The organism is Streptomyces sp. MCA2 (genome assembly GCF_023544705.1).
In the GTDB taxonomy this organism is placed as follows: domain Bacteria; phylum Actinomycetota; class Actinomycetes; order Streptomycetales; family Streptomycetaceae; genus Streptomyces; species Streptomyces decoyicus.
The window spans coordinates 101,067-126,831 of the sequence record NZ_JAMJFM010000012.1 but is presented as its reverse complement, the minus strand read 5'-3'; the positions used below and the strand labels follow the sequence as shown (position 1 = coordinate 126,831).

Genomic DNA, 25,765 nt, shown 5'->3' with positions numbered 1-25,765 from the left:
AGGAGCGGCGGCGTGCCCCACGCACGCCGCCGCTCCTGCGGCCCCTGCGGTGTTCCCTACTTCTTCGCGGCGTCCCCGAACGGCAGATTCGACCCCGAGAGGTCGGCGCGGATGCCGTCCCGCTCGACGGAGATATGCCGCAGCCGGACGTCCCCGGGCGCCTTGGGGAGCTGGAAGGACAGCGACAGCCGGTCCGCGAGCTGCGGCTTGGTGAGCCCGGTCAGCGCGCCGAGGATCTTCGGGTCGATGCCGACCTTCTGAAGCATCCAGGGGTGGTCCGCCACCACGTCGACGAGGTTGACCTTCATCAGCTTCTGGATGAAGCGCGGCGACCCGGTCAGCTCGTGCAGCTTCTGCTCGTTGTTCAGCGCGTCCTGGATGTACGCCTTGGGGATGCCGATCCGGTCCGCGATCGCCGGGACGCCCAGCATCGCCTTGATCTTGGCGGCCTGGTGGCTGAGCTCGGCGGCGGTCTTGCGGGTCAGCCGCAGGCCCTCTTCCTTGCCGGTGCCGGGGCGGTAGACGGCGATATCGCCGATGTCCAGGCGCATCCGGCTGATGTCGGTGGAGATACCGCGGTCACCGGCCCGCTGAATGCGTGCCTCGGCCCGTACCCGCAATTCATGGCCGGCGATCGGCAGTTGTCCGACCGCGCGGACCGCATTGGGGCCCATTTCGCTGAATTTCACCTGCGAGGCGCCCAGTTCGCGATTCATGTCGTCGAAGGCGAGCAGCACGCTGCCGTGCATGGTGCCGATCGTGGCGCCCTTGATGGAGGTGGGCAGATCGCCGTCGATACGGACGTCGTTGGCGGTGGCCTCGAATTTCGCCAGGGAAACCCGGTCGGCGGCCAGGTCGGGAATCGTCACCTTCACCTGGTCGACGTGCTTGCCCATGACCTGGGTGAGGAAGGGGAATCCCGCGATGTCGACCTCGGGAGTGGCGTTCAGATGCAGGGCATCCTTCACCTTTTCCGCGGCCTTGTTCTGCGCGTACAGCACCGCGAACCGGTCGAAGAGCGCGAGGAACGACGTCCCGACGAGGACGGCGACCAGCAGCTTCACGGTGATCGACATGGCGGCGAAACGGCTGATGCCGCGCTTCTTGCGGCGGTGGTTCGGCGGCTTCCAGGCCGGGCCGTCCGTGTCGTCGTCCGAGCGCAGTCCGAGGCCCAGCGGGTCGTCGCTGTCGTCGCGCTCGTTGAGGTAGGTGCGGCGGCGGGGCGCGCCGGCGGCGTCGAACGCGTCGGCTGCCGGGTCGGGTTCGGGCTCCGGCTCGGGGTCGGCGAGGGCTGCCAGATCGGCGTAGGGGTTGACCGTGTCGAGCTTTCTCGTGTCGCCCGTGGGGTCGTTCGCGGCGCCCGTCGCGGCGTCGGCGGAGTGGTGCCGGGTGGCGGGCGAGGGTGGCGGCGACGATATGCGCGTGGGGGTTCGCATCCGTACATCCCACCACGGGCGGGACCCTTGAATGCAAGTTGTACTGGTGGTAAGTCGGATACGCGAAGCTTGTCCCGCCGGACTTGATAAAAAATTGCCGCGCTTGTGGGGTGACCTGAACTACCGTCACCTCTCTTGGTGACCTGAGCGGCCGTGCGCACCTTGTTGGGGTCTGTTGATATCTGTCGCACTCTCCGCCTTATCTACCGCACTTACTCCTTCCCTTCCACTCATTCCGCTCATTCCGCTCTCGACCGACAAACGGAAGACGGTAGTCATCCCATGACGTCTCACGAAGGCAGTTCCATGATCGTGGTAACCGGCGCAACGGGCAATATCGGCCGCAGTCTTGTCGGCCGGCTCCTCGCGGAAGGCGCCGCGGTACGCGCGCTGACCCGCGATCCGGCGCGCGCGGGCCTGCCGGCCGAGGCCGAGACGGTCCGCGCCGACCTCACCGGCACGGACGACCTCGGACCGCTGCTGGCCGGCGCGGAGGCGCTGTTCCTCAACCTCGCGGCCGGCGGCGACCGGGCCGCGGCCGCGCTGCTCGACGCCGCCGTCAAGGCCGGGGTGCGCCGGGTCGTGCTCAACTCCTCGATGGCCGTGACCGATACCCCGGCCGACGAGGACAACTTCATCGCCCGGCTGCACGCCGGTCTGGAGCGCGCGGTGCGCGACTCCGGCCTGGAGTGGACCTTCGTGCGCGGCGGCAACTACGCCACCAACGCCCTTGCCTGGGCCCCGTCGATCCGTGCGTCGGGTGTGGTGCGCGAGGCGCACCCGGACGCCCAAGGGGTCCCCGTCCATGAGGCCGACCTCGCCGATGTCGCGGCCGTCGCCCTGCTCGACCGCAGCGGCGCGCATCTGGGCAAGGCGTATGTCGTCACCGGTCCGGAGCGGATGACCGTGGCGCAGCAGGTCGCCGAGATCGGGCGGGCGGCCGGGCGCGCGACCCGCGTCGAGCGGATCTCCGAGGAGGAAGCGGCCGAGGCGATGACCGGGCGGCATCTGACCAGGGAGGCCGCGCTGGAACTCGTCCGGATGTTCGGCCGGACGGTCGACGCGCCGCCCTTCCCCGTCTCGGACGCCGTCGAGCGGGTCACCGGCCGGCCGGGCCGGACGTTCGCCCGCTGGGCACAGGGTCACGCCGCCGACTTCTCCTGAACGGCCGGGCCGCCGGCGCGCCCGGCGGCCCGCAGGCTCCGCCCATGGAGCACGGCCAGCGGCAGCAGTACCACCGCGCCCACGAAGAAATACGCATTGATCACCATGCCCGTCCAGAACTCCCCGGACGAGAGGTCGGCCGGCCGCTCCGCCAGCCCCAGCAGGCCGTACGGGGTGAGCCCGGTGACCATGGTGAGGTCTTCCACGAGGCCCGGCACTCCTCGTACCACCAGCAGGACCGCCCCGAACCAGAGGGGGACGGTCACCGCCCACGGGGGGAGGCGGCGGCCCCACGGCCGGACGGTCGCCAGTGAGAGGACCGCGCCGGCCGCGGACATCGCGGTGATCAGCCCGTCGTACGCGAGGAATCCCCACACGGGGACGCTGTCCTGCCCGCCCATCGCCGACCGGTAGTCGATGCCCATCCACAGATGCCATACGAACGAGGCGGTCAGCCAGCCGAAGGCCGCATACGCCCACAACGCCGTCCGCCGGCGCAGGTGCCGCGCCGAAGCCGCAGGTACCACCGGAGCCTTGCTCCGCACAGAAGTCATGTCCCGCACGCTACGAGCGCCGCGGTCGAGCGGCGTCCTCCTCCGGGCCCGGCTCCTTCCCCCGTACGGCGGATCCCCAACTCCCCCTAGGTGGAGCCCTGATGCCCCCGATGCCGCGCCGCAGAGCCCTTTGCCGTCGCGCGGGAAAAGCCTTTGCCGCCTCCCCGTTCACCGCCTTACCGTCCGCGCATGCTGCCTCGCGTGGACACGGACGAAGAATGGGACGCGATCGTCCCCGACGAAGCGGTGATGCGGCCCGGCGCCGCCGCCCTGTGCGCCCGGCTCGGCGTCCGCGCGGGCCCCCTGTCCCGCTTCCCCACGGGCTCCCAGCCCGTCTACGCCGTCGGGGACCGCTACGTCCTCAAGCTCTTCCCCGCCGCCGCTGCCGACGACGGGATCGCCGAGGCGCGGGTGCTCGCCCACCTCCAGGGGCGCCTCCCCGTCCCCACGCCCTATGTCCACGACGCCGGTGAGTACGAGAACGGCTGGCGCTATGTGCTGATGTCCCGGCTGCGCGGCACGGACCTGGCCGTCGCCTGGCCCCGTATCCCCGCGGCCGACCAGGACCGGATCGCCACCGAGGCCGGTGAGACCCTGGCCGCCCTGCACGCCCTGGACCCGGCACCGCTCGCCGATGTGCTCGGCCCCGGCGACTGGGGGGCCTTCACCGACCGGCAGCGCGGCACGGCGGCCGACCGGCAGCGCGCCCATGACCTGCCCGAACCCTGGCTGGCACAGATCCCCGGCTTCCTCGCGTCGGCGGCACTGCCCGCCGGGCCGCCCGGCGTCCTGCTGCACACCGAGTTCATGCGTCAGCATCTGACCGTCGACCCCTCGGACGACTGGCGCCTGACGGGACTCCTCGACTTCGAACCGGCCATGATCGGGCCTCGCGCCTATGACTTCGTCGCCGTCGGCCTCTTCGTCTCCCGGGGCGACCCCCGTCTGCTGTCGCGCATCTTCCGCGCCTACGGGGAGTCCTTCACCCCCGGCGAACTCCTCGCCCACACCCTGCTGCACGTCTACAGCAATCTGCCCTGGTACCTCCGCGAACTCCCCGCCCCGCCCGAGCCGACCCTGGAGTCCCTCGCGGAGACGTGGTTCGGGGCGAGCTGAGAGTGGTGCGGCGGCGGGCCGGCCAGAGACAACCGGCCCTGCCCTGCCCGCCGCCACCTTTCTGCGCCTGCGTCCTCCGCAACGCGCTTCCTCCGCACCCTGCGTCACACGCACGTTCTCCGCACCCCACGTCCTCCGCAACGCGCGTCACCCGCATCCGCACGTCATCCACAACCCACGTCACCCACAACCCACGTCCTCCACAACCCAATTCAGGCGAAGAAACGCAGCAGCGCCTTCGCGGTGCCCCGGGGGTCGTCCTCGGGAGCGAAGTGGCCCGCTCCGGGGAGGGTCTCCTGGACGGCGCCGGGGATGGCGGCGGCGATGCGGTCGCTGGTGGCGGGGTCGAGCCACTCGTCCTGTTCACCCCACAGGACCAGGGTGGGAACGGTGATCTCGCCGAGGCGGGCCACGGCTTCGCGGGTGTCCTCGTGGCTGACGGCGATGACCTGGTCGAGCCAGCGCTGCTGTCCGTCGCGGCCTGCCCACGGGGCGAGATAGCCGTCGGCCGTCTCCTGGGTCATCGGGTGGTGGGTGGCGGTGCGGAAGCGGGCGGCGATGAGGTCGCCGAAGATGTCGGCCGGCATCGTGCGGTAGACGTCCGAGTGACGCTGCTGGTGCTCCGTGAACGGGGTGTTCCAGGGACCCAGGAGGGCGGCGTTCAGCAGTACCAGCCGGCGGACGGGTACCCGCTCGACGAGATGGGCCCGTGCCACGATCCCGCCGCCGATGTCATGGCCGACCAGGGTGGGCTCCGCCAGGCCCCAGTGCTCGGTCAGCTCCGCCAGGGTGCGGGCCTGCCGGGCGATCGAGGGGGTGGCGCCCGGGGCCGTGCGGGAGCCGCCGAAGCCGAGCAGGTCCCATACGTGCACGGTGTGCTCGCGGGCGAGGAGGGGGACCACGCCCCGCCACAGGTAGGACGAGGCCGGCGTGCCGTGAACGAGGACGACCGGGGGGCCTTGACCGAAGACGCCGGTGGCGACCTCGCCTCCCGAGACACTGACGCGCTGGTCCAGCTTCCACATCGCAGCAGTCTGCGCGAGCACGGCAACCCACTCCCTAGCTAAGGGGTAAAATTGACTTTGTCCGGTTACCCTAGCATGGAGTAAGGCGTGAAATTCGATTTTTCCGATTACGCGTTGGGGGCAGGGGTCGCGACCGACCTCGTCAACACCTCCCCCAGCGTGCGCAGCGCCGGCGAAGTGCTGGCCGACCCGGCCGCCCTGACCACGTTTCTGGCGGAACGCGGTCTGCACCCGGACGCGTTGGCCGACGGGCGCGGACCGACGCAGGACGACCTCGATCAGGTGCGAGCGCTGCGGCAGGAGATCCGCGCCCTCCTGGAGACGCCCGCCGAAGAGGACGTCGTGGACGCCGCGGCCGGACTGGTCGCCCGCGCGGGTCTCGGCCCCTCCCTGTTCCGTGACGGCGAAGGTCGATGGCAGTGGTGCGTCGCGGCACGGCCGGAGGCCTCGCTCGCCGACGAGTTGGCCGTCCTCGCGGGCGTCGGGCTGCTGGGAGCGTTGCGCACCCTGAGCCATGGCCGCTTCCGGCACTGCGCTGCCGACGGATGCCAGGGCATGTTCGTCGACACCAGCAAGGCCGGCAAGCGTCGCTACTGCATGCCCGAGGTGTGCGGCAACCGGCGCAACGTCGCCAACCACCGCGCCCGACGGTCCCGCAACAGCCCGGACACCACCCGGAGCGTGTCTTCTTGACGGTCGGTCATGCGCAGGGCTTCGTCGCCCCGCGAGTGCGTCGCCCCACTGCCCTCGTGTGTTCACGAAAGACAGCGAGCGGCCCCACCGACGAACACGCCCCCGCCCCGGCGCATGGCCGGAGCGGGGACGTGGTGTCCGAGGGAGTCGAGGCGGTGCCCGACGCCGGTGGGAGGTTCTGAGCGGGTTGCTGGCTACTTCACGACCGTGATGCGGTCCGCCTTGGGCGGGGTGAGGGGCTTGTCCGCCGAGGAGTGGGCCGTCAGGTAGGCGGTGAAGGCGTCCAGGTCGGAGGGGCCGACGTACTTGTTCTTGCCGTCCTTGAAGGCGGCGAAGCCGTCACCGCCGCCGGCCAGGAACTCGTTCATCGCGACGCGGTAGGTCTTGGCCGGGTCGAGGGCGGCGCCGTCCAGCTTCACCGAGTCCTTGACGACGCGCGCGGCGCCCGACTTGGTCATGTCGAGGGTGTAGGCCAGGCCCTCGGAGACCTGGAGGATCTTCGGGGAGGCCTCGTTGGGGCCGCTGACCTGCTGCTGGAGCCCGGTGAGGAGCTGGGCGCCGGTGAGGTCGACGACGTTCATCATGTTGGTGAAGGGCTGGACCGTGAACGCCTCGCCGTAGGTGACCACGCCGTCGCCCTCCGAGCCGGACGCCTTGAAGGCGAGGTCGGAGCGCACCCCGCCGGGGTTCATCAGGGCGAGCTGGGCGCCGCCCTTGCCGTCCGCCTTGGTGGCCTCCAGCTGGGCGTCGGAGATGACGTCGCCGAGCGGTGACTCGGGGGCGTTGGCGCCGCGGCCCGCGATGTCGGCGGAGATATGGCCGACGGGGCGGCCCGCGACCGGCGCGGCCAGCTTGTTCCAGCGGGTGATCAGCGACGTCATGTCCGCGGCCTTGGGCTGGGTGCGGTCGACGACGTGGTTGGCCGCATGGGGCGCCTTGACCGTGGTCCGCACGATGTCGCGGGTGCGGCGGTCGTAGGTCAGCGTGGTGTCGGTGTAGAGCTTGCCGTAGGACGCGGCGGAGGTGACGGTGCGCGGCCTGCCGGACGGGTCCGGGATGGTGCAGCTGTAGGCCTGGTGGGTGTGGCCGGTGACCAGCGCGTCGACCTTCGGCGTGACGTGCTTGGCGATGTCGGTGATCGGCCCGGAGATGCCGTCGCCGGGGCCGGGGCTGTCGCACTGGTAGTTGTACGAGGTGGAGGCGGGCAGGCCGCCCTCGTGGATGAGGGCGACGATCGACTTCACGCCCTGCTTGTTCAGCACCTTGGCGTACTTGTTGATCGTCTCGACCTCGTCGTGGAACTTCAGGCCCTTGACGCCGTCGGCGTTGACGATGTCCGGGGTGCCCTCCAGCGTCACCCCGATGAAGCCGATCTTGACGCCCTTGTGCTTCCAGACGGTGTACGGCTTGAGCAGCGGCTTGCCGGACTTCTCGTCCGTGACATTGGCGGTCAGGTACGGGAAGCCCGCGCCCCGGAACTTCTTGCCCTTCTCGTAGCAGCCGTCCTTCGGGTGACAGCCGCCCTTCTGGAGGCGGGTCAATTCGGCCCGGCCCTCGTCGAATTCGTGGTTGCCGACGGAGGTGACGTCCAGGCCCAGCTTGTTCATCGCCTCGATGGTCGGCTCGTCGTGGAACAGACCGGAGAGCAGCGGGCTGGCGCCGACCAGGTCGCCGGCCGCGGCGGTGACCGAGTAGGGGTGGCCCTTACGGGCCGTCCGCAGGGACTGCGCGAGGTACTCGGCACCGCCCGCCGCCACGCTCTTCTTGCTGCCGTCCGGCTGCACCTCCTCGACCGTGCCGGAGGAGCCCTGCGGCGGTTCGAGATTGCCGTGGAAGTCGTTGAAGGAGAGCAGCTGCACATCGACGGTGCGGCCGGCGCGGGCGGCGTGGCCGGTGTCGGCACCGGCCGGCAGGGCGGTGGCGGTGAGCCCGGCGGCGGCCAGTACGGCGGCGCCGATCGTCAATCTTCGTACGGTGCGGCGCCGTTGCGGAGTCGCTGGCATGTGTTCCCCTCCTGGATGGTCCTGAGCGGACGGCAGCTTATTGTCGACGCGCGTAGCGCAACAGGGGTCTCCGGGTTACGAGCTGGTTGCCGGGAGGGCGAGGAGCCGCGGGTGGTGCCCCGCCGGGAACCCGGCAGGGTCGTACGCTTCACACATGACTGACGCTGCACAGGAGATGGGCCGGGCCGGCCGCAGGATCCAGGTGGTCGACGAGCTCGCGCCGGAAGAGGCCGAGGCCGTCCTCGATCTGATCGAGCGGGCCGCGCGTACGGACGGGCAGCCCGCCGTGTCCGAGCAGGGGCGGCTTCAGCTGCGCGGAGGCGTCCGCGCGGGCGTGCGCCATGTGCTGGTGTACTCGCACGGCGACGAGGCCGATGAGCTGGTCGCCTACGGGCAACTGGAGGACAACGACCCGGTGGAGGCACCGGCCGCCGAGCTGGTGGTGCACCCGGGGCACCGCGGCCGCGGGCACGGCCGGGCGCTGGGCGGCGAGCTGCTGGAGCAGTCCGGGCGCCGGCTGCGGGTGTGGGCGCACGGCGGGCATCCGGCCGCCCGGCATCTCGCCCAGACCCTGGGGCTGACGATGTTCCGGGAGCTGCGGCAGATGCGGCGCTCGCTGACGGACCTGGAGCTGCCGGAGCCGGTGCTGCCCGAGGGGGTGTCCGTACGGACCTTCCAGCCCGGCACCGATGACGCGGCCTGGCTGGAGGTGAACGCGGAGGCCTTCGCGCACCACCCGGAGCAGGGTTCGCTGATCCAGCGCGATCTGGACGACCGCAAGGCCGCGGGGTGGTTCGACCCGAAGGGCTTCTTCCTGGCGGAGAAGGACGGGCGGCTGATCGGCTTCCACTGGACCAAGGTGCACGCCGACGACGGCCTCGGTGAGGTCTATGTGCTCGGGGTGCGCCCCGGCGCCCAGGGCGGCGGTCTGGGCAAGGCGCTGACGTCGGTCGGACTGCGGCATCTGGCCGGTCAGGGGCTGCCGACGGCGATGCTGTACGTCGACGCGGACAACGCGGCGGCGGTGAGCGTGTACGAGCGGATGGGGTTCGCCACGCACGAGACGGATCTGATGTACCGCTCGGAGACGTGAGACGGCTCTGATGTGAGAGGGATCTGATGTACCGCTCGGAGACGTGAGACGGCTCTGATGTACCGCTCGGAGACCTGAGAGGGACGGAAGGCGATTGCCGCGGGGCGGGCCCACCAGGGCCCGCCCCGTTTGTCATTGCTGCCGGGCGTGCTCGTCCGGCTGTTGCCGCTGCTCCTCCCGCTCCTCCTGCTGCGCCCGCCACTCGCGCGCCAGCATCGCGTAGACGACCTCGTCGCTCCACTCCCCGTCGAGGAACTCGTTCTCCCGCAGATGGCCCTCCCGGCGCATTCCCAGCCGTTCGAGCACCCGGGCCGAGGCGGTGTTGCGCCCGTCCAACTCGGCCTGGATGCGGTGGAGGTGCAGCTCCTCGAAGCCCAGTTTCAGCAGCGCCCGGCTCGCCTCGGTGGCGTAGCCGTGACCGGCGTGGTCCGGGTGGAAGACGTAGCCGATGCCGCCCTGGCGGTGTGCCCGGCTCTTCCAGAAGAAGGTGACGTCGCCGACCAGGGTGCCGCTCTCGCGGACGACGACGGCGAGCTGGAGGACGTCGCCGTCCTCGCGCAGCGTGGTGCGGGTGGTCTTGGCGTCGACGGAGGTCCGCGAACCGGCCTCGTCGTAGGGGCCCCAGTAGAGGTAGCGGCAGACCTCGGGGCGGCGCTGGTAGGCGTGGATCGCGGCGAAGTCGTCGTGGAGGACGGGGCGCAGATCCAGGCGTTCGGTGCGTATCGGGTAGCCGGGGGTGTACGGCAGCGGCGGCGTCACAGGTGCGGAAGTAGGGGGCACATCGGAAGCGTATGCAGCGGAGGTTGACAGGTGCAGCCCATTTCCCCCACCCTTTCACTACTTAATTAGTGGAATGGCTTAGGGGGACGGGTGATGCGGCCGATGGCCACGGACGAGGTGACCGGCCGGGCCTCGGGGCGCACCGCCATCGAGGCGATCGGCCTCGGCCGGCGCCACCGCCGCCGCTGGGCGCTGCGCGACTGCACCTTCCGGCTGCCGGCCGGCCGTATCTGTGCCCTGGTCGGGCCCGGCGGCGCCGGGAAGACCACCCTGTTCTCGCTGGCCTCCGGCCTGATCCGCCCCAGCGAGGGGACCGTACGGGTCGGCGGCGCGGCCCCGGACACCGCCGCGGGCCGCGCCCGGGTCGCCCACCTCACCCAGGGCAAGCCGCTCTACCCCCGGCTGACGGTCGCCGAGACGCTGCGGCTGGGCCGCGAGCTCAACCCCGGCCGCTGGGACGGGCGGTGCGCCGAGCGCGTCGTCCAGGAGGGCCGGATGCCCCTCGACGCTCGGGTCGGCGCCCTCTCCGGCGGGCAGCGCACCCTCCTCGGGCTCGCCCTCGCCTTCGCCAGGAGGCCCGAACTCCTGCTGCTGGACGAGCCGCTGGCCGGCCTCGATCCGCTCGTACGGCACCGGGTCACCGCACTGCTGCTGGCCCAGGCCGCCGAGCACGGCACCACCGTCGTGCTGTCCTCGGACCTGCTCGCCGAGCTGGACGGGGTCTGTGACTATCTGCTGGTGCTGGGCGGCGGCCGGATGCGGCTCGCGGGCGAGATCGACGACGTCATCGGGGCGCATGCCCTGGTGCTGGGGGCGCACCGGGACGGGGCGCTGCCGCCCGCGGTCGCGGCGCACACGGTCATCGACACACAGACGTCAGGGCGCCACTTCACCGCCGTCGTACGGCGCAAGGGTGCGGTCGCCGCCGGGCCCTGGGAGACCGTGGAACCGTCCCTGGAGGAACTTCTGCTCGCTTATCTGCGCGCGCCCGACGCGCCCGCACTGATAGCGCCGAGCGCGGAGCCGGTCTCGGCGCGGTGGCGCCGCCGGCCGGGCAACAAGCCGGGGATTCCCGGCATGCCGCGCAACGGACCGCCCGGCCCCACAGGCCGTACGGGCGGCTGGAAAGGCCCGCCGGGCGGCGCGGCGGGCACACGGTACGACCACCACAGCGGCAAGGGAGCGGCAGCATGACCACCACGGCACACCCCGGCACGAACGGGCGCGGCACCACAGGCGATCCGGGCGGCACCCGCCAGGCGGACGGCCGTGGGCCGCTGGGCGGGCTCGTGTGGCTCGTCTGGCGCCAGCACCGCCTGGTCTTCGGCGTACTGCTGGCCGCGGCGGTCGCCGGCGCGGTCTTCTGCGCGGTGCTGCGCGGCCAGATGGCCGGGTTCATCGACTCCCACCACATCGCCGGCTGTTCGCAGATCTCCCTCGTCCCGCGCTGTGCCGACACCCAGGAGGCGGTCACCGAGTTCCGCAACACCTACGGCTCGCCCCTGCGGCTCGTCGAAGTGGGCCTGGTGCTGCTGCCCGCACTGATCGGGCTGTTCCTCGGCGCCCCGCTGATCGCCCGGGAGCTGGAGGCCGGCACCGACAAGCTCGTACTGACCCAGTCGGTCGGCCCGCTGCGCTGGCTGGCGGCCAAGACCGGCCTGCCCGCGCTGATCGTCCTCACCGCCACCACGGGGCTCTCGCTGGTCTTCAGCTGGCTCTGGCAGGTCGCCGGCGACGAGGTCTCCGGCTTCTACTGGTACTCGGCCCTAGGCTTCCCGTCGCTCGGCCCGGTGCCGGTCGCCTACTCCCTGCTGGCCCTGGCGGTCGGCGTACTGGCCGGTCTGCTGCTGCGCCGTACGGTGCTGTCGATGGGCGTCACGCTCGCCGCCGTGGTGGTGGTACAGGTTGCGCTGTCCCAGCTCAGGCCGTACCTGCTGCCGGCCGAGACGGCCGAGTTCCCGAACGGCCGGGCGGGCCAGCTGCCGGACGACGCGTGGAAGGTGGGCCAGGGGAACTACACCCGGTCCGGCGCCCGGCTGTCCGACTCCCCGTGTGATCCCTCCCCCGGCTACGAGACCTGTCTGCGGCAGCACGATGTGGCCGGCCAGTACATGGAGCACCACCCGGTGTCGCACCACTGGCCGCTGGCGTGGACCGAGGCCGGGATCGTGCTGGCGGTGGCGGCGGTGCTGACGGTGATCGCCTTCCGGGTGATGCGGCGCCGGCACGGCTGAAACGGGCGGCCCGGCTGAAACGGAACGGGGGGCGGTCCGGCCGAAAAACGGGCGGGCCCGGGTCCGGGCGGCGGCCGGACCCGGGCGCAAAAGACGGGAAACAAAGACGGGAAACGGGGGCTGCCGCGGCAGCCCCCGCACGCCGCCCGGGACGCGGGGCCACGGCGCTCCGCATCCCGGGAGGCACCATGCGTGTGACAAAGGCTGCCCCGGGGGAAGCACAGGGGGACGCGCCCCGGCGGCGGCACCCGGTACCGGTCCCCGGACCGCACCGCCCCAGGAGCCCTCCCGGCCCCGGGCACGGCCACCGGCCCCCGGCAACAGCCTCCGGCCGCCCCGGAAAACGCCTGGGAGTAGCACCCCGCTTGCCTGGCCGCCATATCCGCTTTACCGGCGATTCAATGTCGCTTGCGAGCATCGGTGAATGCAGCCCGCTGTGCCGAACGTCCCCCACCCGAGGCTCCATCTCGCGCCGCCGCCATTCCCTGACGCGCCTGGAACCCCCAGGACGCGGAAGAATAAGGTCATGAACCAGCAGCCCAGCGCTGAGGCACAGGCCCAGCCCGAGACGCCGACCCCGCAGCCCCCGCGGGCCGCGGCCCCCTCGGCTCAGCCTTCCGTGGGCTCCATCGCCGCGCACCGCCCGCAGGCGGTCCGGGGCACGGTGCCCGGACTGGAGCCCGACCTGGACGCCGATCCCGATGCGTACGAGGACGAGGGCGTGGTGGGCGCGGACGGCGAGGAGCTGCCCGGCGACCGGTTCCTCGACCGTGAGCGCAGCTGGCTGGCCTTCAACGAGCGCGTCCTCGAACTCGCCGAGGACCCGGCCACCCCCCTCCTCGAACGGGCGAACTTCCTTGCGATTTTCGCCAGCAACCTGGACGAGTTCTTCATGGTCCGGGTGGCCGGACTCAAGCGACGGATAGCCACCGGCGTCGCCACCCGCTCCGCGTCCGGACTCCAGCCCCGCGAGGTGCTGGACCTGATCTGGACCCGCTCGCGCGAGCTCATGGCCCGGCATGCCGCCTGCTTCCAGCAGGACATCGCCCCCGAGCTCGCCGACCACGGCATCCATCTGATCCGCTGGCCCGAGCTGACCGAGAAGGAGCAGGCCCGCCTGTTCACCCTCTTCCGCCAGCAGATCTTCCCGGTGCTCACGCCCCTGGCCGTGGACCCCGCGCACCCCTTCCCGTACATCTCCGGCCTCTCGCTGAACCTGGCCGTCGTCGTCCGCAACCCGGTCAGCGGCCATGACCACTTCGCGCGGGTCAAGGTGCCGCCGCTGCTCTCCCGCTTCCTGGAGGCCTCCCCGCAGCGCTACGTCCCCATCGAGGACGTCATCGCCGCCCACCTGGAGGAGCTGTTCCCGGGCATGGAGGTGCGCGCGCACCACATGTTCCGGGTCACCCGCAACGAGGACCTGGAGGTCGAGGAGGACGACGCGGAGAACCTCCTCCAGGCCCTGGAGAAGGAGCTGATGCGGCGGCGCTTCGGGCCCCCGGTGCGCCTGGAGGTCGAGGAGTCCATCGACCCGGCCGTGCTCGACCTGCTCGTCCAGGAGCTGAAGATCTCCGACGCCGAGGTCTATCCGCTGCCCGGCCCGCTGGACCTGACCGGCCTCTTCGGCATAGGAGCGCTGGACCGGCCCGAGCTCAAGTACCCCAAGTTCGTCGCCGGCACCCACCGCGACCTCGCCGAGGTGGAGTCGGCGTCCGCGCCGGACATCTTCGCCGCCCTGCGCAACCGCGACGTCCTCCTCCACCACCCCTACGACTCCTTCTCCACCTCCGTCCAGGCGTTCCTGGAGCAGGCCGCCGCCGACCCGGACGTGCTCGCGATCAAGCAGACGCTCTACCGCACCTCCGGCGACTCGCCGATCGTGGACGCCCTGATAGACGCCGCGGAATCCGGCAAGCAGGTGCTCGTCCTCGTCGAGATCAAGGCCCGTTTCGACGAACAGGCCAACATCAAGTGGGCGCGCAAGCTGGAGGAGGCCGGCTGCCATGTCGTCTACGGCCTGGTCGGCCTCAAGACACACTGCAAGCTCTCCCTCGTCGTCCGCCAGGAAGGCGAGATGCTGCGCCGCTACTCCCATGTGGGGACCGGCAATTACCACCCCAAGACGGCCCGGCTCTACGAGGACCTCGGCCTGCTCACCGCCGACCCGCAGGTCGGCGCCGACCTCTCCGATCTCTTCAACCGGCTCTCCGGCTACTCCCGCCGGGAGACCTACCGCCGTCTCCTGGTCGCCCCCAAGTCCCTGCGGGACGGCCTGGTGCAGCGCATCGAGAAGGAGATCGCGACCCAGCGGGCGGGCCGTCCTGCCTACGTCCGCATGAAGGTCAACTCGATGGTCGACGAGGCCGTCATCGACTCGCTCTACCGCGCCTCCCAGGCCGGCGTGCCGGTCGATGTCCTGGTACGCGGAATCTGCGCGCTGCGCCCGGGAGTCCCCGGCCTGAGCGACAACATCCGCGTCCGCAGCATCCTCGGCCGCTTCCTGGAACACTCCCGGGTCTTCATCTTCGGCAACGGCGGCGAGCCCGAAGTATGGCTGGGCAGCGCCGACATGATGCACCGGAACCTGGACCGCCGGATCGAGGCACTGGTGCGGGTCGCCGACCCGGCGCACCGCGCCTCCCTGAACCGGATGCTGGAGACGGGGATGTCCGGCTCCACGTCCTCCTGGCACCTGGGCCCGGACGGCGACTGGACCCGGCATGCGGTGGACGCGGACGGCGCGCCGCTGCGCAACATTCAGGAAATGCTCATTGACGCCCGGAGGCGCCGGCGTGGCCCAGCGACATGACCAGCCGACCGGAGGGCCGGCGGGCCTCATCGGAACCGGATACGACTTCGGCGCAGCGCCCGGAGCCCGTTCCGCGGTGGTGGACGGCCCGTACGGAGGCGACGACGGCATCCACGGGCCGGACGGCGCCTCCTGCGGACGGGACGGCTCCGTGCACCGGCCGCTTATGAACACCGGCTCCCCCGGCGACGACGGCACCGGCCCCGGCGGCGACATCAGCACCGTCCTCGCCGCCCGTACGGCCGAGGAGGTGCTCGCCGGGTATCTGCACCAGCAGTCCGCGGACTTCCTGCGCAGCCTGCGCCTGCACCGGGAGAGCGGTTCCGACGCGGAGGGCGCCGGCGAGGCCGCCTGGCAGCTGCGCCGGGCCGCCCGCCGGATCAGCGCCACCCTGCACACCTTCCGCCCGCTGACCGAGGAGGCCTGGGCCGACCAACTCCGTTCCGAACTGGGCTGGTTGTCCGGCACCCTCGCCCGCGAACAGGCCTGCGCCGCCCGCCGCGAGCGGCTCATGGCGGCACTTCAGCGGCTGACGGGCCGCGGCGAGCGCCCCGACCGGTCCGACCGCCAGGGCCGGCCGGACCGCGGCAAACGGGGCGACCGTACGACCACGAGCTCCGCCACCGGACCGGCCGCACGGGCCGCCGGTACGCCCGCCACGTCGTCGGCTCCCGCCGCCGAACCGGATGACGGCGCGCTGTCGGCCGGTGCCGCGCGGGCCGGAGCGCTGCTGGACCGCCAGCTCACCCTCGCCCGCACCCGCGCCCACTCCGCCGCGTTGCAGGCCCTGGGCTCGTCCCGCTTCCACGCCGTCGCCGACTCCGTGGCGGTGCTCGCCTCCGAGGCGCCGCTGGCCCGTACGGCCGCCGAGCGCTCGGCCGGTGAGGCGCTGCCGCCACTCGCCGAGCAGGCGCACCGACAGCTCGTCGAGGCGGTCGCCGCACTGCCGCTGTCCCGCGCGGGCTACCCGTACAACGCCGCGGCGCTCTCCGCCGACCAGCGCCAGGACGCACCCTGGCACCAGGTCCGGATGCTGGTGCGGCTGAGCCGTTACGCCCGGGAGGTGCTCGCGCCGGAGTACGCCGACACCCGCCTGGCGGAGGCCGGCCGGGCGCTGGAGTGGCACCGCGACGCCGCGGAGGCCGCCGCGGCCGCCGCCGCGGCGGCCCGCACCCCGCGGATCGCCCCGGCCACGGCGTACGCCCTGGGAGTGCTGCATGCCGACCAGCGGCACGAGGTGGAGGCGGCCCGGTTCGCCTTCGGCCGGGTATGGCTGCCGCGGACCCCGGAACGCAAGAGCTGAGCACGGACGGAAGACCGGAGGACGGACGGAAGACCGGAGGACGGACCGAAGACCGGAAAGGGCCGAGGAGCGAGGAGCGAGGACCGAGGAGAACGCCGGGGAATCGGAACGGCGAACGGAACGGCGAACGGCACGACGGACCGGGAGGAGGTGATGATGTGACGGTGCCTCAGAAACCAATTCGCGCGGCGGGATGCGTCCTGTGGCGCCGGTCATCGTCAGGCGACGGCATCGAACTTGCCCTGATCAGACGCCCGAAGTGGGGAGACTGGTCCCACCCCAAGGGCAAGCTGAAGCGCGGGGAGGACCCCCGGCACGCGGCGGTGCGGGAAACGCTCGAAGAGACCGGCATGACCTGCGAACTCGGCCCGGAGCTGGCCACCCTCCGGTACTTGGTCGACGGCCGCCCCAAGGAGGTCCGCTATTGGGCGGCCGAAGCCACCGGCGGCGCGTTCGAGCCGAATGACGAGGTCGACCGGATGCTGTGGGCGCCCCCTGCCGCTGCCCGCGGCTACCTCACGCAGGAGCGGGACAAGGAGCTGGTCGACGCACTGCTCAGTGCCTTCCACGCCACCGGGGAGGGCCTGCGAGGGTGACGCGGACGCGGGGGAGATGCGGATGCGGGGGAGATGCGGTGCGGCGCGATGCGCCAGGACGCCGGGCCCACGGAGGGGCTCGATGAGGACCGCGATAAAGGGCTCGATAGGAGCCCCGCGAAGGAAAGAAGAGCACCCACTCCTCGCCACTCTTAACGTATAGCGCACCGGGGGGCTTGCGGCAAGACCCCGGTCGTGCCGCAGAATCACCGGCCGAAGCCAGAACAGGCGGAGTCGGCTTCGGAGAATGCGACGTGGTGAGGCGGGGGTTTTGATGATCGACGTGATCATTGCCGGCGGTGGACCGACCGGGTTGATGCTGGCGTGCGAGTTGCGGCTGCACGGTGTGCACGTGGTCGTGCTGGAGAAGGAGACGGAGCCGACCGCATATGTCCGTGCGCTCGGCCTGCATGCGCGCAGCATCGAGGTGATGGACCAGCGCGGTCTGCTGGAGCGGTTCCTCGCGCTCGGCAAGCAGTACCCGGCCGGTGGTTTCTTCGCCGGCATCGCCAAGCCGTCGCCGGAGCGGCTGGACAGCGCGCATGCGTACGTCCTCGGTATCCCGCAGCCCACCACCGATCGCTTGCTGACCGAGCACGCCCTCGAAGCCGGCGTCGAGATCCGGCGCGGCTGCGAACTGGTCGGGCTGAGCCAGGACGACCAGGGGGTGACCGTCGAGCTGGCCGACTCCACGCAGCTGCGCTCGCGCTACCTCGTCGGCTGCGACGGCGGCCGCAGCGCGGTGCGCAAGCTGCTCGGCGTCGGCTTCCCGGGTGAGCCCAGCCGGGTCGAGACGCTGCTGGGCGAGATGGAGGTGGCCGTGCCGCCGGAGACGCTGGCCGCCGTGATGGCCGAGGTCCGCAAGACCCAGCTTCGGTTCGGCGCCGGGCCCATGGGGGACGACGGGGTGTACCGCGTCGTCGTGCCCGCCGAGGGGGTGGCCGAGGACCGCACGGTCCCGCCGACCCTGGAGGAGTTCAAGCAACAGCTGCGGGCCACCGCCGGCACCGACTTCGGCGTGCACTCGCCGCGCTGGCTCTCCCGCTTCGGCGACGCCACCCGGCAGGCCGAGCGCTACCGGGTCGACCGGGTGCTGCTGGCCGGCGACGCGGCGCACATCCACCCGCCGACCGGCGGGCAGGGGCTCAACCTCGGGATCCAGGACGCGTTCAACCTCGGCTGGAAGCTGGCCGCCACGGTCAACGGCTGGGCACCGGAGGGTCTGCTGGACAGCTACCACGCCGAACGGCACCCGGTGGCCGCCGACGTGCTGGACAACACCCGTGCGCAGATGGTGCTGATGTCCACCGACGCGGGTGCCCGGTCGGTGCGCCGGCTGGTGGCGGAGCTGATGGACTTCGAGGACGTGAACCGGCATCTGACGGAGAAGATCATCGCGATCGGGGTCCGCTACGACTTCGGCGCGGGCCATGAACTGCTCGGCCGCCGGATGCGGGACGTGGGGCTGAAGCGCGGACGCCTCTACGGGCTGATGCACGGCGGCCGCGGACTGCTGCTCGACCAGACCGGCCGGCTCTCGGTGGCGGGCTGGGCGGACCGGGTCGACCACGTCGTCGACGTCAGCGAGGAACTGGACGTGCCCGCGGTGCTGCTGCGGCCGGACGGCCATGTGGCGTGGGTCGGCGAAGATCAGCAGAGTCTGCTCGACCAGCTGCCCAAGTGGTTCGGCGCTGCCGCCAGCTGAGCGTGCGGTGGTGAGCGGAGAACCTCTGCGGTCAGCGGCTCCGCCACTCGCCGCATCGGCCACGATTCGACGCTGACGGGCGGCTGACGGGCGGCTGACGGGCGATCGGGAATCGTGACCAGGTCTCCTCAATTGGGCCATGTCCCCCGTACGTCCTGTCCTGTTTCTGCGCCGGTCCCTTGAAGTGCCACCGGCCGCAACGAAGCCCGGACCGGAGGATTTTTCCCGTCAACCAGTTCGTCGCACCAGCAGGCCGGGGAAAGGGCCGGCCTGCTAATTTCAGGGGTTTACACTGCCTGCATGGCACAGAAGGTAATCACCATCTACACGGACGACCTCACGGGCGAAGAGTCCACCGAGGCCGCTACGCACACTCTTTCTCTTGACGGTGTGACTTACGAGATCGATTTGAGTCCGGACAGTTACGACCAGCTGCTGGAAGCGGTGGGGCCGTTCTTGAAGGCCGGCCGCAAGACCGGGAAGGGCCGTAAGCCGCGCAAGGCGGCAGCCGCCGGTAATGAGGACACTGCCGCGATCCGGGCCTGGGCCAAGTCGAGCGGGTACAACGTCAGCGACCGTGGCCGGGTGCCCGCCGAGATTCGTGAGGCTTACCAAAAGGCCAAGTGAATTTTTTGCATAAACCGGAAGCCCCTCACCACGTGTGAGGGGCTTCTTTGTGTCCGGTTCCGGCGGGGGTGGGCTGTCCGCGGGGGCAGTGGCGGCCCGGCGTTCCGGGCAAGGGAAAAGGACAAACAAGAAGGCATTCATTTCCGTGGATTAGGGCCTGTCGTTGCCGAACACCCCTGGCCGCCGCGCATTGCGGGGAGGGGGAGCGGCGGCCGGGGCCGCCCCGTGCCCATGGGCGGCCCCCGCTCGTGGTTCAGCGGCGCCGCAGGGAGGCGTCCGCGAGGGCCGGCGGCAGGTAGTAGCTGTCGGCCGGGTTGAGGTCGGTGCCCGGCGGGACGATCGCGTCGATCCGGTCCAGGACGTCCGCGCCGAGCGTCACCTCGGAGCCCTCCAGCATGCTGTCGAGCTGGTCGAGGGTGCGCGGGCCGATGATCACGGAGGTCACCGCCGGGTGGGACCGTACGAAGGCGGTCGCCAGATGCGGCAGCGTCAGACCCGCTTCCGCCGCGAGCTTCGAGAGCGCGGCGACCGCCTCCGCCTTACGGGCGTTCTCCGGCACCGACAGATCGAACTTCTGGCTCTCCAGCCCCGCGCGCGAACTGGCCGAGAGATCGCGGCCGGAGAGCCAGCCGGCGCTGAGCGGGCCCCAGGTCAGCACGCCCATGCCGTAGCGCTGCGCGGTCGGCAGCACCGCCCGCTCCGCCCCGCGCGCCAGCATCGAATACGGCGGCTGCTCGGTACGGAAGCGGAGGTGGCCGCGGCGCTCGGCGGTCCACTGCGCCTCGACGAGCTGCTCGGCGGGGAAGGTGGAGGTCCCGATCGCCCGCACCTTGCCGGACCGTACGAGGTCGGAGAGCGCGGAGAGCGTCTCGTCGATGTCGGTGGCCGGGTCGGGGCGGTGCACCTGGTAGAGGTCGAGGTGGTCGGTGCCCAGCCGGCGCAGGCTGTCCTCCACCGCGCGGATGATCCAACGCCGGGAGTTGCCGCCGTGGTTGGCGTCCGTCCCCATCGGGTTGAAGAACTTCGTGGCCAGGACGACGTCCTCGCGGCGCCCCTTGAGCGCCTTGCCGACGATCTCCTCGGACTCGCCCGCGGCGTACACGTCCGCGGTGTCCACGAAGTTGATGCCGGCGTCCAGCGCACGGTGCACGATTCGTACGCAGTCGTCGTGATCGGTGTTGCCCCAGGCGCCGAGCATCATCGCGCCGAGCGCGTACTCGCTGACCGAGATGCCGGTACCGCCGAGGATCCTGCGCTGCATGAGCTGCTCCTTATGCGAGTTCTCAGGGGCCGTCCCCGGGGCGTGCCGGAGCGGCCTCCGGGGCGCCCCTGAGCCGTATGTGCACCACCTTGCGGTCCGTACGAGGAGCGGACCAGGCCCGTCACAGCCTGGGTCCGGTGGAACCACCCGACCGGCCGTGCGTCGCATACTGGACCGATGCTGCACGCCGAAATCGAGATCAGTTCGTTCCTCAAGGCGCGCCGGGCGGCGCTCGACCCGGCGGACCTCGGCCTGCCCGGCGGGGTCGGCCGCCGCCGGGTGCGCGGGCTGCGGCGCGAGGAGGTCGCCCAGCTCGCCGGCATCAGCGTCGACTACTACACCCGGATCGAGCAGGGCCGTGCGCCCGCCATCTCCGACTCCGTCCTGGACGCGATCGCGCGGGCGCTGCGGCTGTCCGGCGGCGAAGTGACGTATCTGCGCAATATCGCCGTCCCCCGGCGCCGTACGGCGGACTGCGTCGCCGCCCCGGGCGCGGACCGCGGCCCGTGCGCCGGCCCCCGGCAGACCGTACGCCCCGAGATCCAGCAGCTCCTGGACGCGATGGAGACCACCGTCCCGGCCATGGTCCTCGGCCGCGGCCTGGACATCCTGGCCTGGAACGCGCTCGGCGGCCGGGTCGCCTTCGACCTGCCGGCGCTCGCCCCGGACCGGCGGAACACCGCGCTGCTGGTCTTCCTCGACCCGGCGGCGCGCGACCTGCACCCGGACTGGGAGGCGAAGGCGGTGGAGGTGGTCGGCAATCTGCGCGCCGAGAGCGGCCGGCACCCCGAGGACCCGCGGATCTGTGAGGTGGTCAACGAACTCCTCCTGCACAGCCGGGACTTCCGGCGGATCTGGGAGACACAGTCGGTGCACGAGTGCCTGCGCGGCGCCAAGCGCCTCGTGCATCCGCACGTCGGCGAGCTCTTCGTCACCTTCGAGAGCTTCCGGCTGAGCACCGACCCGGACCAGGTGCTGGTGACGTACACGGCCGAGCGCGGGTCGCAGACGGAGCGGCGGCTGCGGGAGCTGGGGGCACTGGGGCACCCGGTGCTGACCGCGTAGAAGTCGGTCTTGACGGCGTAGGAACCGGTCAGGACCGCGTAGAAGCCGGTCCTGACCGAGAGAAACGGGGTGCGCCCGCCCGTGTGCAGACGCGCCCGCCCGTGTGGAGACGCACGCGCCCCGGCGGAGACGCGCCCGCCCCTGTCGAGATGCGCCCGCCCCTTATGGAGTCGAGATACGCCCGCCCCTACGGATGGGCGTGTGCCACTGCCCCGCCCCGGGGAGCCAGCGCCTCCCACCGCACCGTGACCTCCCCCTGGCGCCGGCGCCGCGGGTCGCCGGTCAGCGGCCAGTCCGTGGCCAGCGCCTGTACGGCGGCGCGCCACCGCTGGCGGGCGCCGAGGGCGCCGAGCGGGGCGGCGCTGGCCCAGGCGCGGTCGAAGTCCCGCAGGAAGGCATGGACCGGCTCGCCCGGCACATTGCGGTGGATCAGCGCCTTCGGGAGACGTTCCGCCAGGTCGGAGGGTGTCTGGAGGGAGCCGAGCCGGGCGGCGAAGGTGACCGTGCGCGGCCCTTCGGGGCCCAGCGCCACCCAGACGTGCCGCCGCCCGATCTCGTCGCAGGTGCCCTCTATCAGCAGCCCGCCGGGCGCCAGCCGTGCGCACAGCCGCCGCCACACGGCGGCCACCTCGTCCTCGTCGTACTGCCGCAGCACATTCGCGGCCCGGATGAGGACCGGTGCCCGCTTGCGCTGCCCCGGCAGCGGCACCTCGAAGCCGCCGTGGAGGAAGTCCAGCCCCGGCCGCTCGTACGGCCGGGCGGCCTCGACCCGCCCCGGATCTATCTCTATGCCGACGACCCGGGCGTCCGGGCGGACCGTACGCAGCCGGCCCAGCAGCTCCACCGCGGTCCAGGGCGCGGCGCCGTAGCCGAGGTCGACCGCCACGGGGTCGGCGGCGCGGCGCAGCTCGGCGCCGTGTTCGGCCGCTATCCAGCGGTCCATGCGGCGCAGCCGGTTGGGGTTGGTGGTCCCGCGGGTGGCGGTTCCGACGGGCCGGGACTGCGGGGGTATGAGGGCGGCGGCGGAGACCGTGGGGCGGCGGACCATGCCATCGAGGGTATGGGGTGGACCCGGGAAGCCCGCCCGCCCCGGTCGCCCGCCGTGGTCGCCCGTCTCGGTACCCGGGCCACACTTGGTCACGCTTTGGCAAAGTGCGGCCGGAGTGCGCCGGACGGAAATGGATGGCCGGGGTGTGTTGTTGCAGGGGGTCGGAGGCGTGCCGCCCGCCTCGCCTAGGAGGTAGCTCGACGTGAGCCAATACGTGTCCCGGCTCCGCAGTCGGCCCCCCGGCCAGTTCGCGGGCCAGGGCCGCCTGCGCCTGCCCGGCAGCCCGCGCCGCCCCCGCCGGGTGGCCATGCTCAGCGTGCACACCTCCCCGCTGCACCAGCCCGGTACGGGCGACGCCGGCGGCATGAACGTCTACATCGTCGAGCTGGCCAGGAAGCTCGCCTCGATCAACATCGAGGTGGAGATCTTCACCCGCGCCACCACCGGCACCCTCCCGCCCGCCGTCGAGCTCGCCCCGGGCGTCCTCGTACGGCATGTGGACGCCGGCCCGTACGAGGGCCTGGCGAAGGAGGAGCTGCCCGCCCAGCTGTGCGCCTTCACCCATGGCGTGATGCAGGCCTGGGCCGGCCACCGCCCCGGTTACTACGACCTGGTGCACTCCCACTACTGGCTCTCCGGCCATGTCGGCTGGCTGGCCGCCGAGCGCTGGGGCGTCCCGCTGGTGCATGCGATGCACACCATGGCCAAGGTCAAGAACGCCGCGCTGGCCGTCGGCGACACCCCCGAACCGGCCGCCCGGGTGATCGGCGAGACACAGATCGTCCGCGCCGCGGACCGTCTGATAGCCAACACCGCCGAGGAGGCCGGCGAACTCGCCCGGCATTACGAGGCCGAGCCCGGCAAGGTCGCCGTGGTGCACCCCGGCGTCAACCTCGACCGCTTCCGGCCCACCGGCGGCGAGGTCGCCGAGAGCCGGGCCGCCGCCCGCGCCCGCCTCGGCCTGCCGCAGGACGCGATCATTCCGCTCTTCGCCGGCCGCATACAGCCGCTGAAGGCTCCCGACATCCTGCTGCGCGCCGCCGCCGCCCTGGTGACCGAGGACCCCTCGCTGCGCTCGCGGCTGGTCGTGCCCGTGGTCGGCGGGCCCAGCGGCAGCGGCCTGGCCAAGCCGGAGGGGCTCCAGAAGCTGGCCGCCCGGCTCGGCATCGCCGACCTGGTGCAGTTCCGCCCGCCGGTCGGCCAGGAACAGCTCGCCGACTGGTACCGCGCCGCATCCGTGCTGGTCATGCCCTCGTACAGCGAATCCTTCGGACTGGTCGCCATCGAGGCCCAGGCCTGTGGCACCCCGGTCGTCGCGGCCTCGGTCGGCGGTCTGCCGGTGGCCGTACGCGACGGCGTCAGCGGTTTCCTCGTCGCCGGCCACGACCCGGCCGACTACGCCCGCGCACTCGGCCGTTTCGTCGCGGACCCGGCCCTGCCCACCCGTATGGGCACCGACGCCGCGCGCCATGCCCAGTCCTTCGGCTGGGACACCGCTGCCGCGGCCACGGGCGACGTCTACACCGCCGCCATGCAGGAACACCGCCGTCACCTACGATCCCTCCATGGGTGACGAGCGAGAGACGAACGGTGTGGCGGGCAGCACCACGGCCGAGGCGGTTCCGACGGCGCGGACCGTGATCGAGCGGACCCTGGCCGACGCCGAGCTCGAATGGGAGTCGCCCTCCGAGGGCACCTACGTCATCAAGCTCCCCGGCACCCGCAAGCTCTCCACGACCTGTTCGCTCATCGTCGGCAGGCACTCCCTCTCCATCAACGCCTTCGTCGTCCGGCACCCCGACGAGAACCACGAGGCCGTGCACCGCTGGCTCCTCGAACGCAACACCCGTCTCTACGGCGTCAGTTACGCGATCGACAAGCTCGGTGACATCTACCTCGTGGGCAAGCTCCCGCTGGCCGCCGTCACCCCCGACGAACTCGACCGCATCCTCGGCACGGTGCTGGAGAACGCCGACGGCAGCTTCAACACCCTGCTGGAAATGGGCTTCGCCACCGCCATCCGCAAGGAGTACGCCTGGCGGGTCTCCCGCGGCGAATCCACCCGCAACCTGGACGCGTTCACGCATCTGACGCGGAACGGCGGTGCGGAGGCATAAGCCCCGCGTACGGGACGTTGTTGCCGAAGCGGCATCAAAGTTTGCTCCTCTCTTCCTCCTGAGCGCATGGTCGGCGCCAGGAGGTGCTCACCCATGGAAGACGCACTGGTCACCCGGACCGGCGGGACGAGACGTACTGATGGCGATCGAGCGGCTGGAGCAGAGGCGATGACCACGACACAGGCCCGGCACGACGACCACTCCCACGATCACGGCCACCCCCACCACCACGGCCACGACGACGACTTCGACTGGGCCGCGATGGCCGACCTGCTGGAGCTGGAGGGCGAGACCCACAGCCCCTACGTCCGCCAGGCCCTGGCGGAGCTCGGCGATCTGAGCCCGCGCCGCATCCTGGACATCGGCAGCGGCCCGGGCGTCGCGGCCTGCCGGATGGCGTCGGTCTTCCCCGGGGCCGAGGTCACCGCGGTGGACGGCACACCGGAGCTGCTGGCCCGCGCCGCGGAACGGGCCGAGCGGCTCAGTGTCCGGCTGCGGACCCAGGCGGCCGAGTTCCCGGCCGGGCTCGCCGGCCTGGGCCCGGCGGACCTGGTGTGGACCGCGCAGGTCGTGCATCACGTGGGCGACCAGCAGGGTGCGCTGGACCAGCTGGCCGGGCTGCTCGCCCCCGGCGGTGTGCTGGCCGTCGTCGAGGGCGGTCTGCCGCCCCGCTGGCTGCCGCGCGACCTGGGCTTCGGCCGCCCCGGCCTACAGGAGCGGCTCGACGTGGCGATGGCCGACCGCTTCAGCCGGATGCGGGCCGAGCTGCCCGGCGCGGTGCCGGTGGTCGAGAGCTGGTCCGGCATGCTGCGGGCCGCGGGGCTCACCGGCGTACGGAGCAAGACCTTCCTCGTGGACCACCCCGCGCCGCAGGCCGACGGCCCGGAGCAGCCCGTACGGCTCTCGGCCCGGCGGTCCCTGGAGCGCTGCCGCGACACGCTCGCCGACCTCCTGGACGACGTGGACCTGACGACCCTGGACCGGCTCCTCGACCCGGCCGACCCGGAGGGCGTCGACCGGCGCCCCGACGTCTTCCTCCTCACCGCGAAGACCGTGCACTTCGGCACCGCGGCCTGAGCGTTCCGCACACGCCTGGACGCCACGACGACGGGCGGGTGCCCGGCCGGACCGCTCCG

The 25,765-nt window shown here is 71.9% G+C and carries 22 protein-coding genes; 15 read left to right on the top strand and 7 right to left on the bottom strand.

Going from position 1 to position 25,765, the window contains the following annotated elements; genetic code table 11:
* Positions 1 to 56: 56 nt before the first annotated feature.
* Positions 57 to 1,436, bottom strand: a complete 1,380-nt coding sequence (locus M8I34_RS12800; protein WP_250049586.1) for a DUF2993 domain-containing protein — start codon at positions 1,434 to 1,436, stop codon at positions 57 to 59.
* 306 nt (positions 1,437 to 1,742) lie between these two features.
* Between M8I34_RS12800 and M8I34_RS12795 the strand changes: the two genes are divergently transcribed.
* Entirely contained in the window at positions 1,743 to 2,600 is an 858-nt protein-coding gene (locus M8I34_RS12795; RefSeq protein ID WP_250049585.1) for an SDR family oxidoreductase, read from the top strand.
* On the opposite strand, the gene M8I34_RS12790 is transcribed toward M8I34_RS12795, so the two are convergent.
* Positions 2,579 to 3,154, bottom strand: coding sequence for a hypothetical protein (locus tag M8I34_RS12790; RefSeq protein WP_250049584.1), 576 nt, complete (start codon positions 3,152 to 3,154; stop codon positions 2,579 to 2,581). The two genes, M8I34_RS12795 and M8I34_RS12790, sit on opposite strands and share 22 nt — an antisense overlap.
* A gap of 189 nt (positions 3,155 to 3,343) precedes the next feature.
* On the opposite strand from M8I34_RS12790, the gene M8I34_RS12785 reads away from it, so the two are divergent.
* The gene (locus tag M8I34_RS12785) at positions 3,344 to 4,270 is read left to right on the top strand and encodes an aminoglycoside phosphotransferase family protein (protein ID WP_250049583.1); all 927 of its coding nucleotides are present in this window, start codon (positions 3,344 to 3,346) and stop codon (positions 4,268 to 4,270) included.
* A gap of 212 nt (positions 4,271 to 4,482) precedes the next feature.
* Here M8I34_RS12785 and M8I34_RS12780 read toward each other — a convergent pair whose 3' ends face one another.
* Complete coding sequence (locus M8I34_RS12780; protein WP_250049582.1) at positions 4,483 to 5,316, bottom strand: alpha/beta hydrolase; 834 nt, start codon at positions 5,314 to 5,316, stop codon at positions 4,483 to 4,485.
* Between the two features lie 66 nt (positions 5,317 to 5,382).
* On the opposite strand from M8I34_RS12780, the gene M8I34_RS12775 reads away from it, so the two are divergent.
* Positions 5,383 to 5,988, top strand: a complete 606-nt coding sequence (locus tag M8I34_RS12775; RefSeq protein WP_250049581.1) for a CGNR zinc finger domain-containing protein — start codon at positions 5,383 to 5,385, stop codon at positions 5,986 to 5,988.
* Between the two features lie 194 nt (positions 5,989 to 6,182).
* Here M8I34_RS12775 and M8I34_RS12770 read toward each other — a convergent pair whose 3' ends face one another.
* A complete protein-coding gene (locus tag M8I34_RS12770) occupies positions 6,183 to 7,991 on the bottom strand; it encodes a bifunctional UDP-sugar hydrolase/5'-nucleotidase (protein WP_250049580.1) in 1,809 nt (602 codons plus the stop codon).
* Positions 7,992 to 8,145: 154 nt separating this feature from the next.
* On the opposite strand from M8I34_RS12770, the gene mshD reads away from it, so the two are divergent.
* The gene (gene mshD, locus M8I34_RS12765; RefSeq protein ID WP_250049579.1) at positions 8,146 to 9,084 is read left to right on the top strand and encodes a mycothiol synthase; all 939 of its coding nucleotides are present in this window, start codon (positions 8,146 to 8,148) and stop codon (positions 9,082 to 9,084) included.
* A 132-nt stretch (positions 9,085 to 9,216) separates the two neighbouring features.
* On the opposite strand, the gene M8I34_RS12760 is transcribed toward mshD, so the two are convergent.
* On the bottom strand, positions 9,217 to 9,864 hold the full coding sequence (locus M8I34_RS12760) for a GNAT family N-acetyltransferase (protein ID WP_250049578.1): 648 nt from the start codon (positions 9,862 to 9,864) through the stop codon (positions 9,217 to 9,219).
* A gap of 102 nt (positions 9,865 to 9,966) precedes the next feature.
* On the opposite strand from M8I34_RS12760, the gene M8I34_RS12755 reads away from it, so the two are divergent.
* From M8I34_RS12755 to M8I34_RS12725, 7 genes are all read left to right on the top strand, one after another.
* A complete protein-coding gene (locus M8I34_RS12755; RefSeq protein WP_374210901.1) occupies positions 9,967 to 11,058 on the top strand; it encodes an ATP-binding cassette domain-containing protein in 1,092 nt (363 codons plus the stop codon).
* Positions 11,055 to 12,098 (top strand): ABC transporter permease, encoded by a 1,044-nt coding sequence (locus M8I34_RS12750; RefSeq protein WP_250049576.1) that lies wholly within the window; start codon positions 11,055 to 11,057, stop codon positions 12,096 to 12,098. The genes M8I34_RS12755 and M8I34_RS12750 overlap by 4 nt, the downstream gene beginning before the upstream one ends.
* A 526-nt stretch (positions 12,099 to 12,624) precedes the next feature.
* Entirely contained in the window at positions 12,625 to 14,907 is a 2,283-nt protein-coding gene (locus tag M8I34_RS12745) for an RNA degradosome polyphosphate kinase (protein ID WP_250049575.1), read from the top strand.
* Positions 14,870 to 16,210 carry a CHAD domain-containing protein gene (locus M8I34_RS12740; protein WP_250049574.1) on the top strand — a complete coding sequence of 447 codons (1,341 nt, stop codon included), beginning with the start codon at positions 14,870 to 14,872 and terminating at the stop codon, positions 16,208 to 16,210. The genes M8I34_RS12745 and M8I34_RS12740 overlap by 38 nt, the downstream gene beginning before the upstream one ends.
* 158 nt (positions 16,211 to 16,368) lie before the next feature.
* Positions 16,369 to 16,806 (top strand): NUDIX hydrolase, encoded by a 438-nt coding sequence (locus M8I34_RS12735; protein ID WP_244419393.1) that lies wholly within the window; start codon positions 16,369 to 16,371, stop codon positions 16,804 to 16,806.
* 274 nt (positions 16,807 to 17,080) lie between these two features.
* A complete protein-coding gene (rox, locus tag M8I34_RS12730) occupies positions 17,081 to 18,511 on the top strand; it encodes a rifampin monooxygenase (RefSeq protein WP_250049573.1) in 1,431 nt (476 codons plus the stop codon).
* A 300-nt stretch (positions 18,512 to 18,811) separates the two neighbouring features.
* Entirely contained in the window at positions 18,812 to 19,138 is a 327-nt protein-coding gene (locus M8I34_RS12725) for an Lsr2 family protein (RefSeq protein WP_030080924.1), read from the top strand.
* Positions 19,139 to 19,391: 253 nt separating this feature from the next.
* Here M8I34_RS12725 and M8I34_RS12720 read toward each other — a convergent pair whose 3' ends face one another.
* Positions 19,392 to 20,399, bottom strand: a complete 1,008-nt coding sequence (locus M8I34_RS12720) for an aldo/keto reductase (protein WP_250049572.1) — start codon at positions 20,397 to 20,399, stop codon at positions 19,392 to 19,394.
* 177 nt (positions 20,400 to 20,576) lie between these two features.
* On the opposite strand from M8I34_RS12720, the gene M8I34_RS12715 reads away from it, so the two are divergent.
* Positions 20,577 to 21,464, top strand: a complete 888-nt coding sequence (locus M8I34_RS12715) for a helix-turn-helix domain-containing protein (protein ID WP_250049571.1) — start codon at positions 20,577 to 20,579, stop codon at positions 21,462 to 21,464.
* 187 nt (positions 21,465 to 21,651) lie between these two features.
* Here the strand turns inward: M8I34_RS12715 and M8I34_RS12710 are convergent, their stop codons facing one another.
* A complete protein-coding gene (locus M8I34_RS12710; protein ID WP_250049570.1) occupies positions 21,652 to 22,512 on the bottom strand; it encodes a class I SAM-dependent methyltransferase in 861 nt (286 codons plus the stop codon).
* Positions 22,513 to 22,714: 202 nt separating this feature from the next.
* Between M8I34_RS12710 and mshA the strand changes: the two genes are divergently transcribed.
* The 3 genes from mshA (at position 22,715) to M8I34_RS12695 (ending at position 25,706) form a co-directional block, all read left to right on the top strand.
* A complete protein-coding gene (gene mshA, locus M8I34_RS12705) occupies positions 22,715 to 24,085 on the top strand; it encodes a D-inositol-3-phosphate glycosyltransferase (RefSeq protein ID WP_250049569.1) in 1,371 nt (456 codons plus the stop codon).
* Complete coding sequence (locus M8I34_RS12700) at positions 24,078 to 24,629, top strand: YbjN domain-containing protein (protein WP_250049568.1); 552 nt, start codon at positions 24,078 to 24,080, stop codon at positions 24,627 to 24,629. The genes mshA and M8I34_RS12700 overlap by 8 nt, the downstream gene beginning before the upstream one ends.
* 168 nt (positions 24,630 to 24,797) lie before the next feature.
* Positions 24,798 to 25,706: a class I SAM-dependent methyltransferase gene (locus tag M8I34_RS12695; RefSeq protein ID WP_284050253.1), complete on the top strand. Its 909-nt coding sequence runs from the start codon at positions 24,798 to 24,800 to the stop codon at positions 25,704 to 25,706.
* Positions 25,707 to 25,765 lie beyond the last annotated feature (59 nt).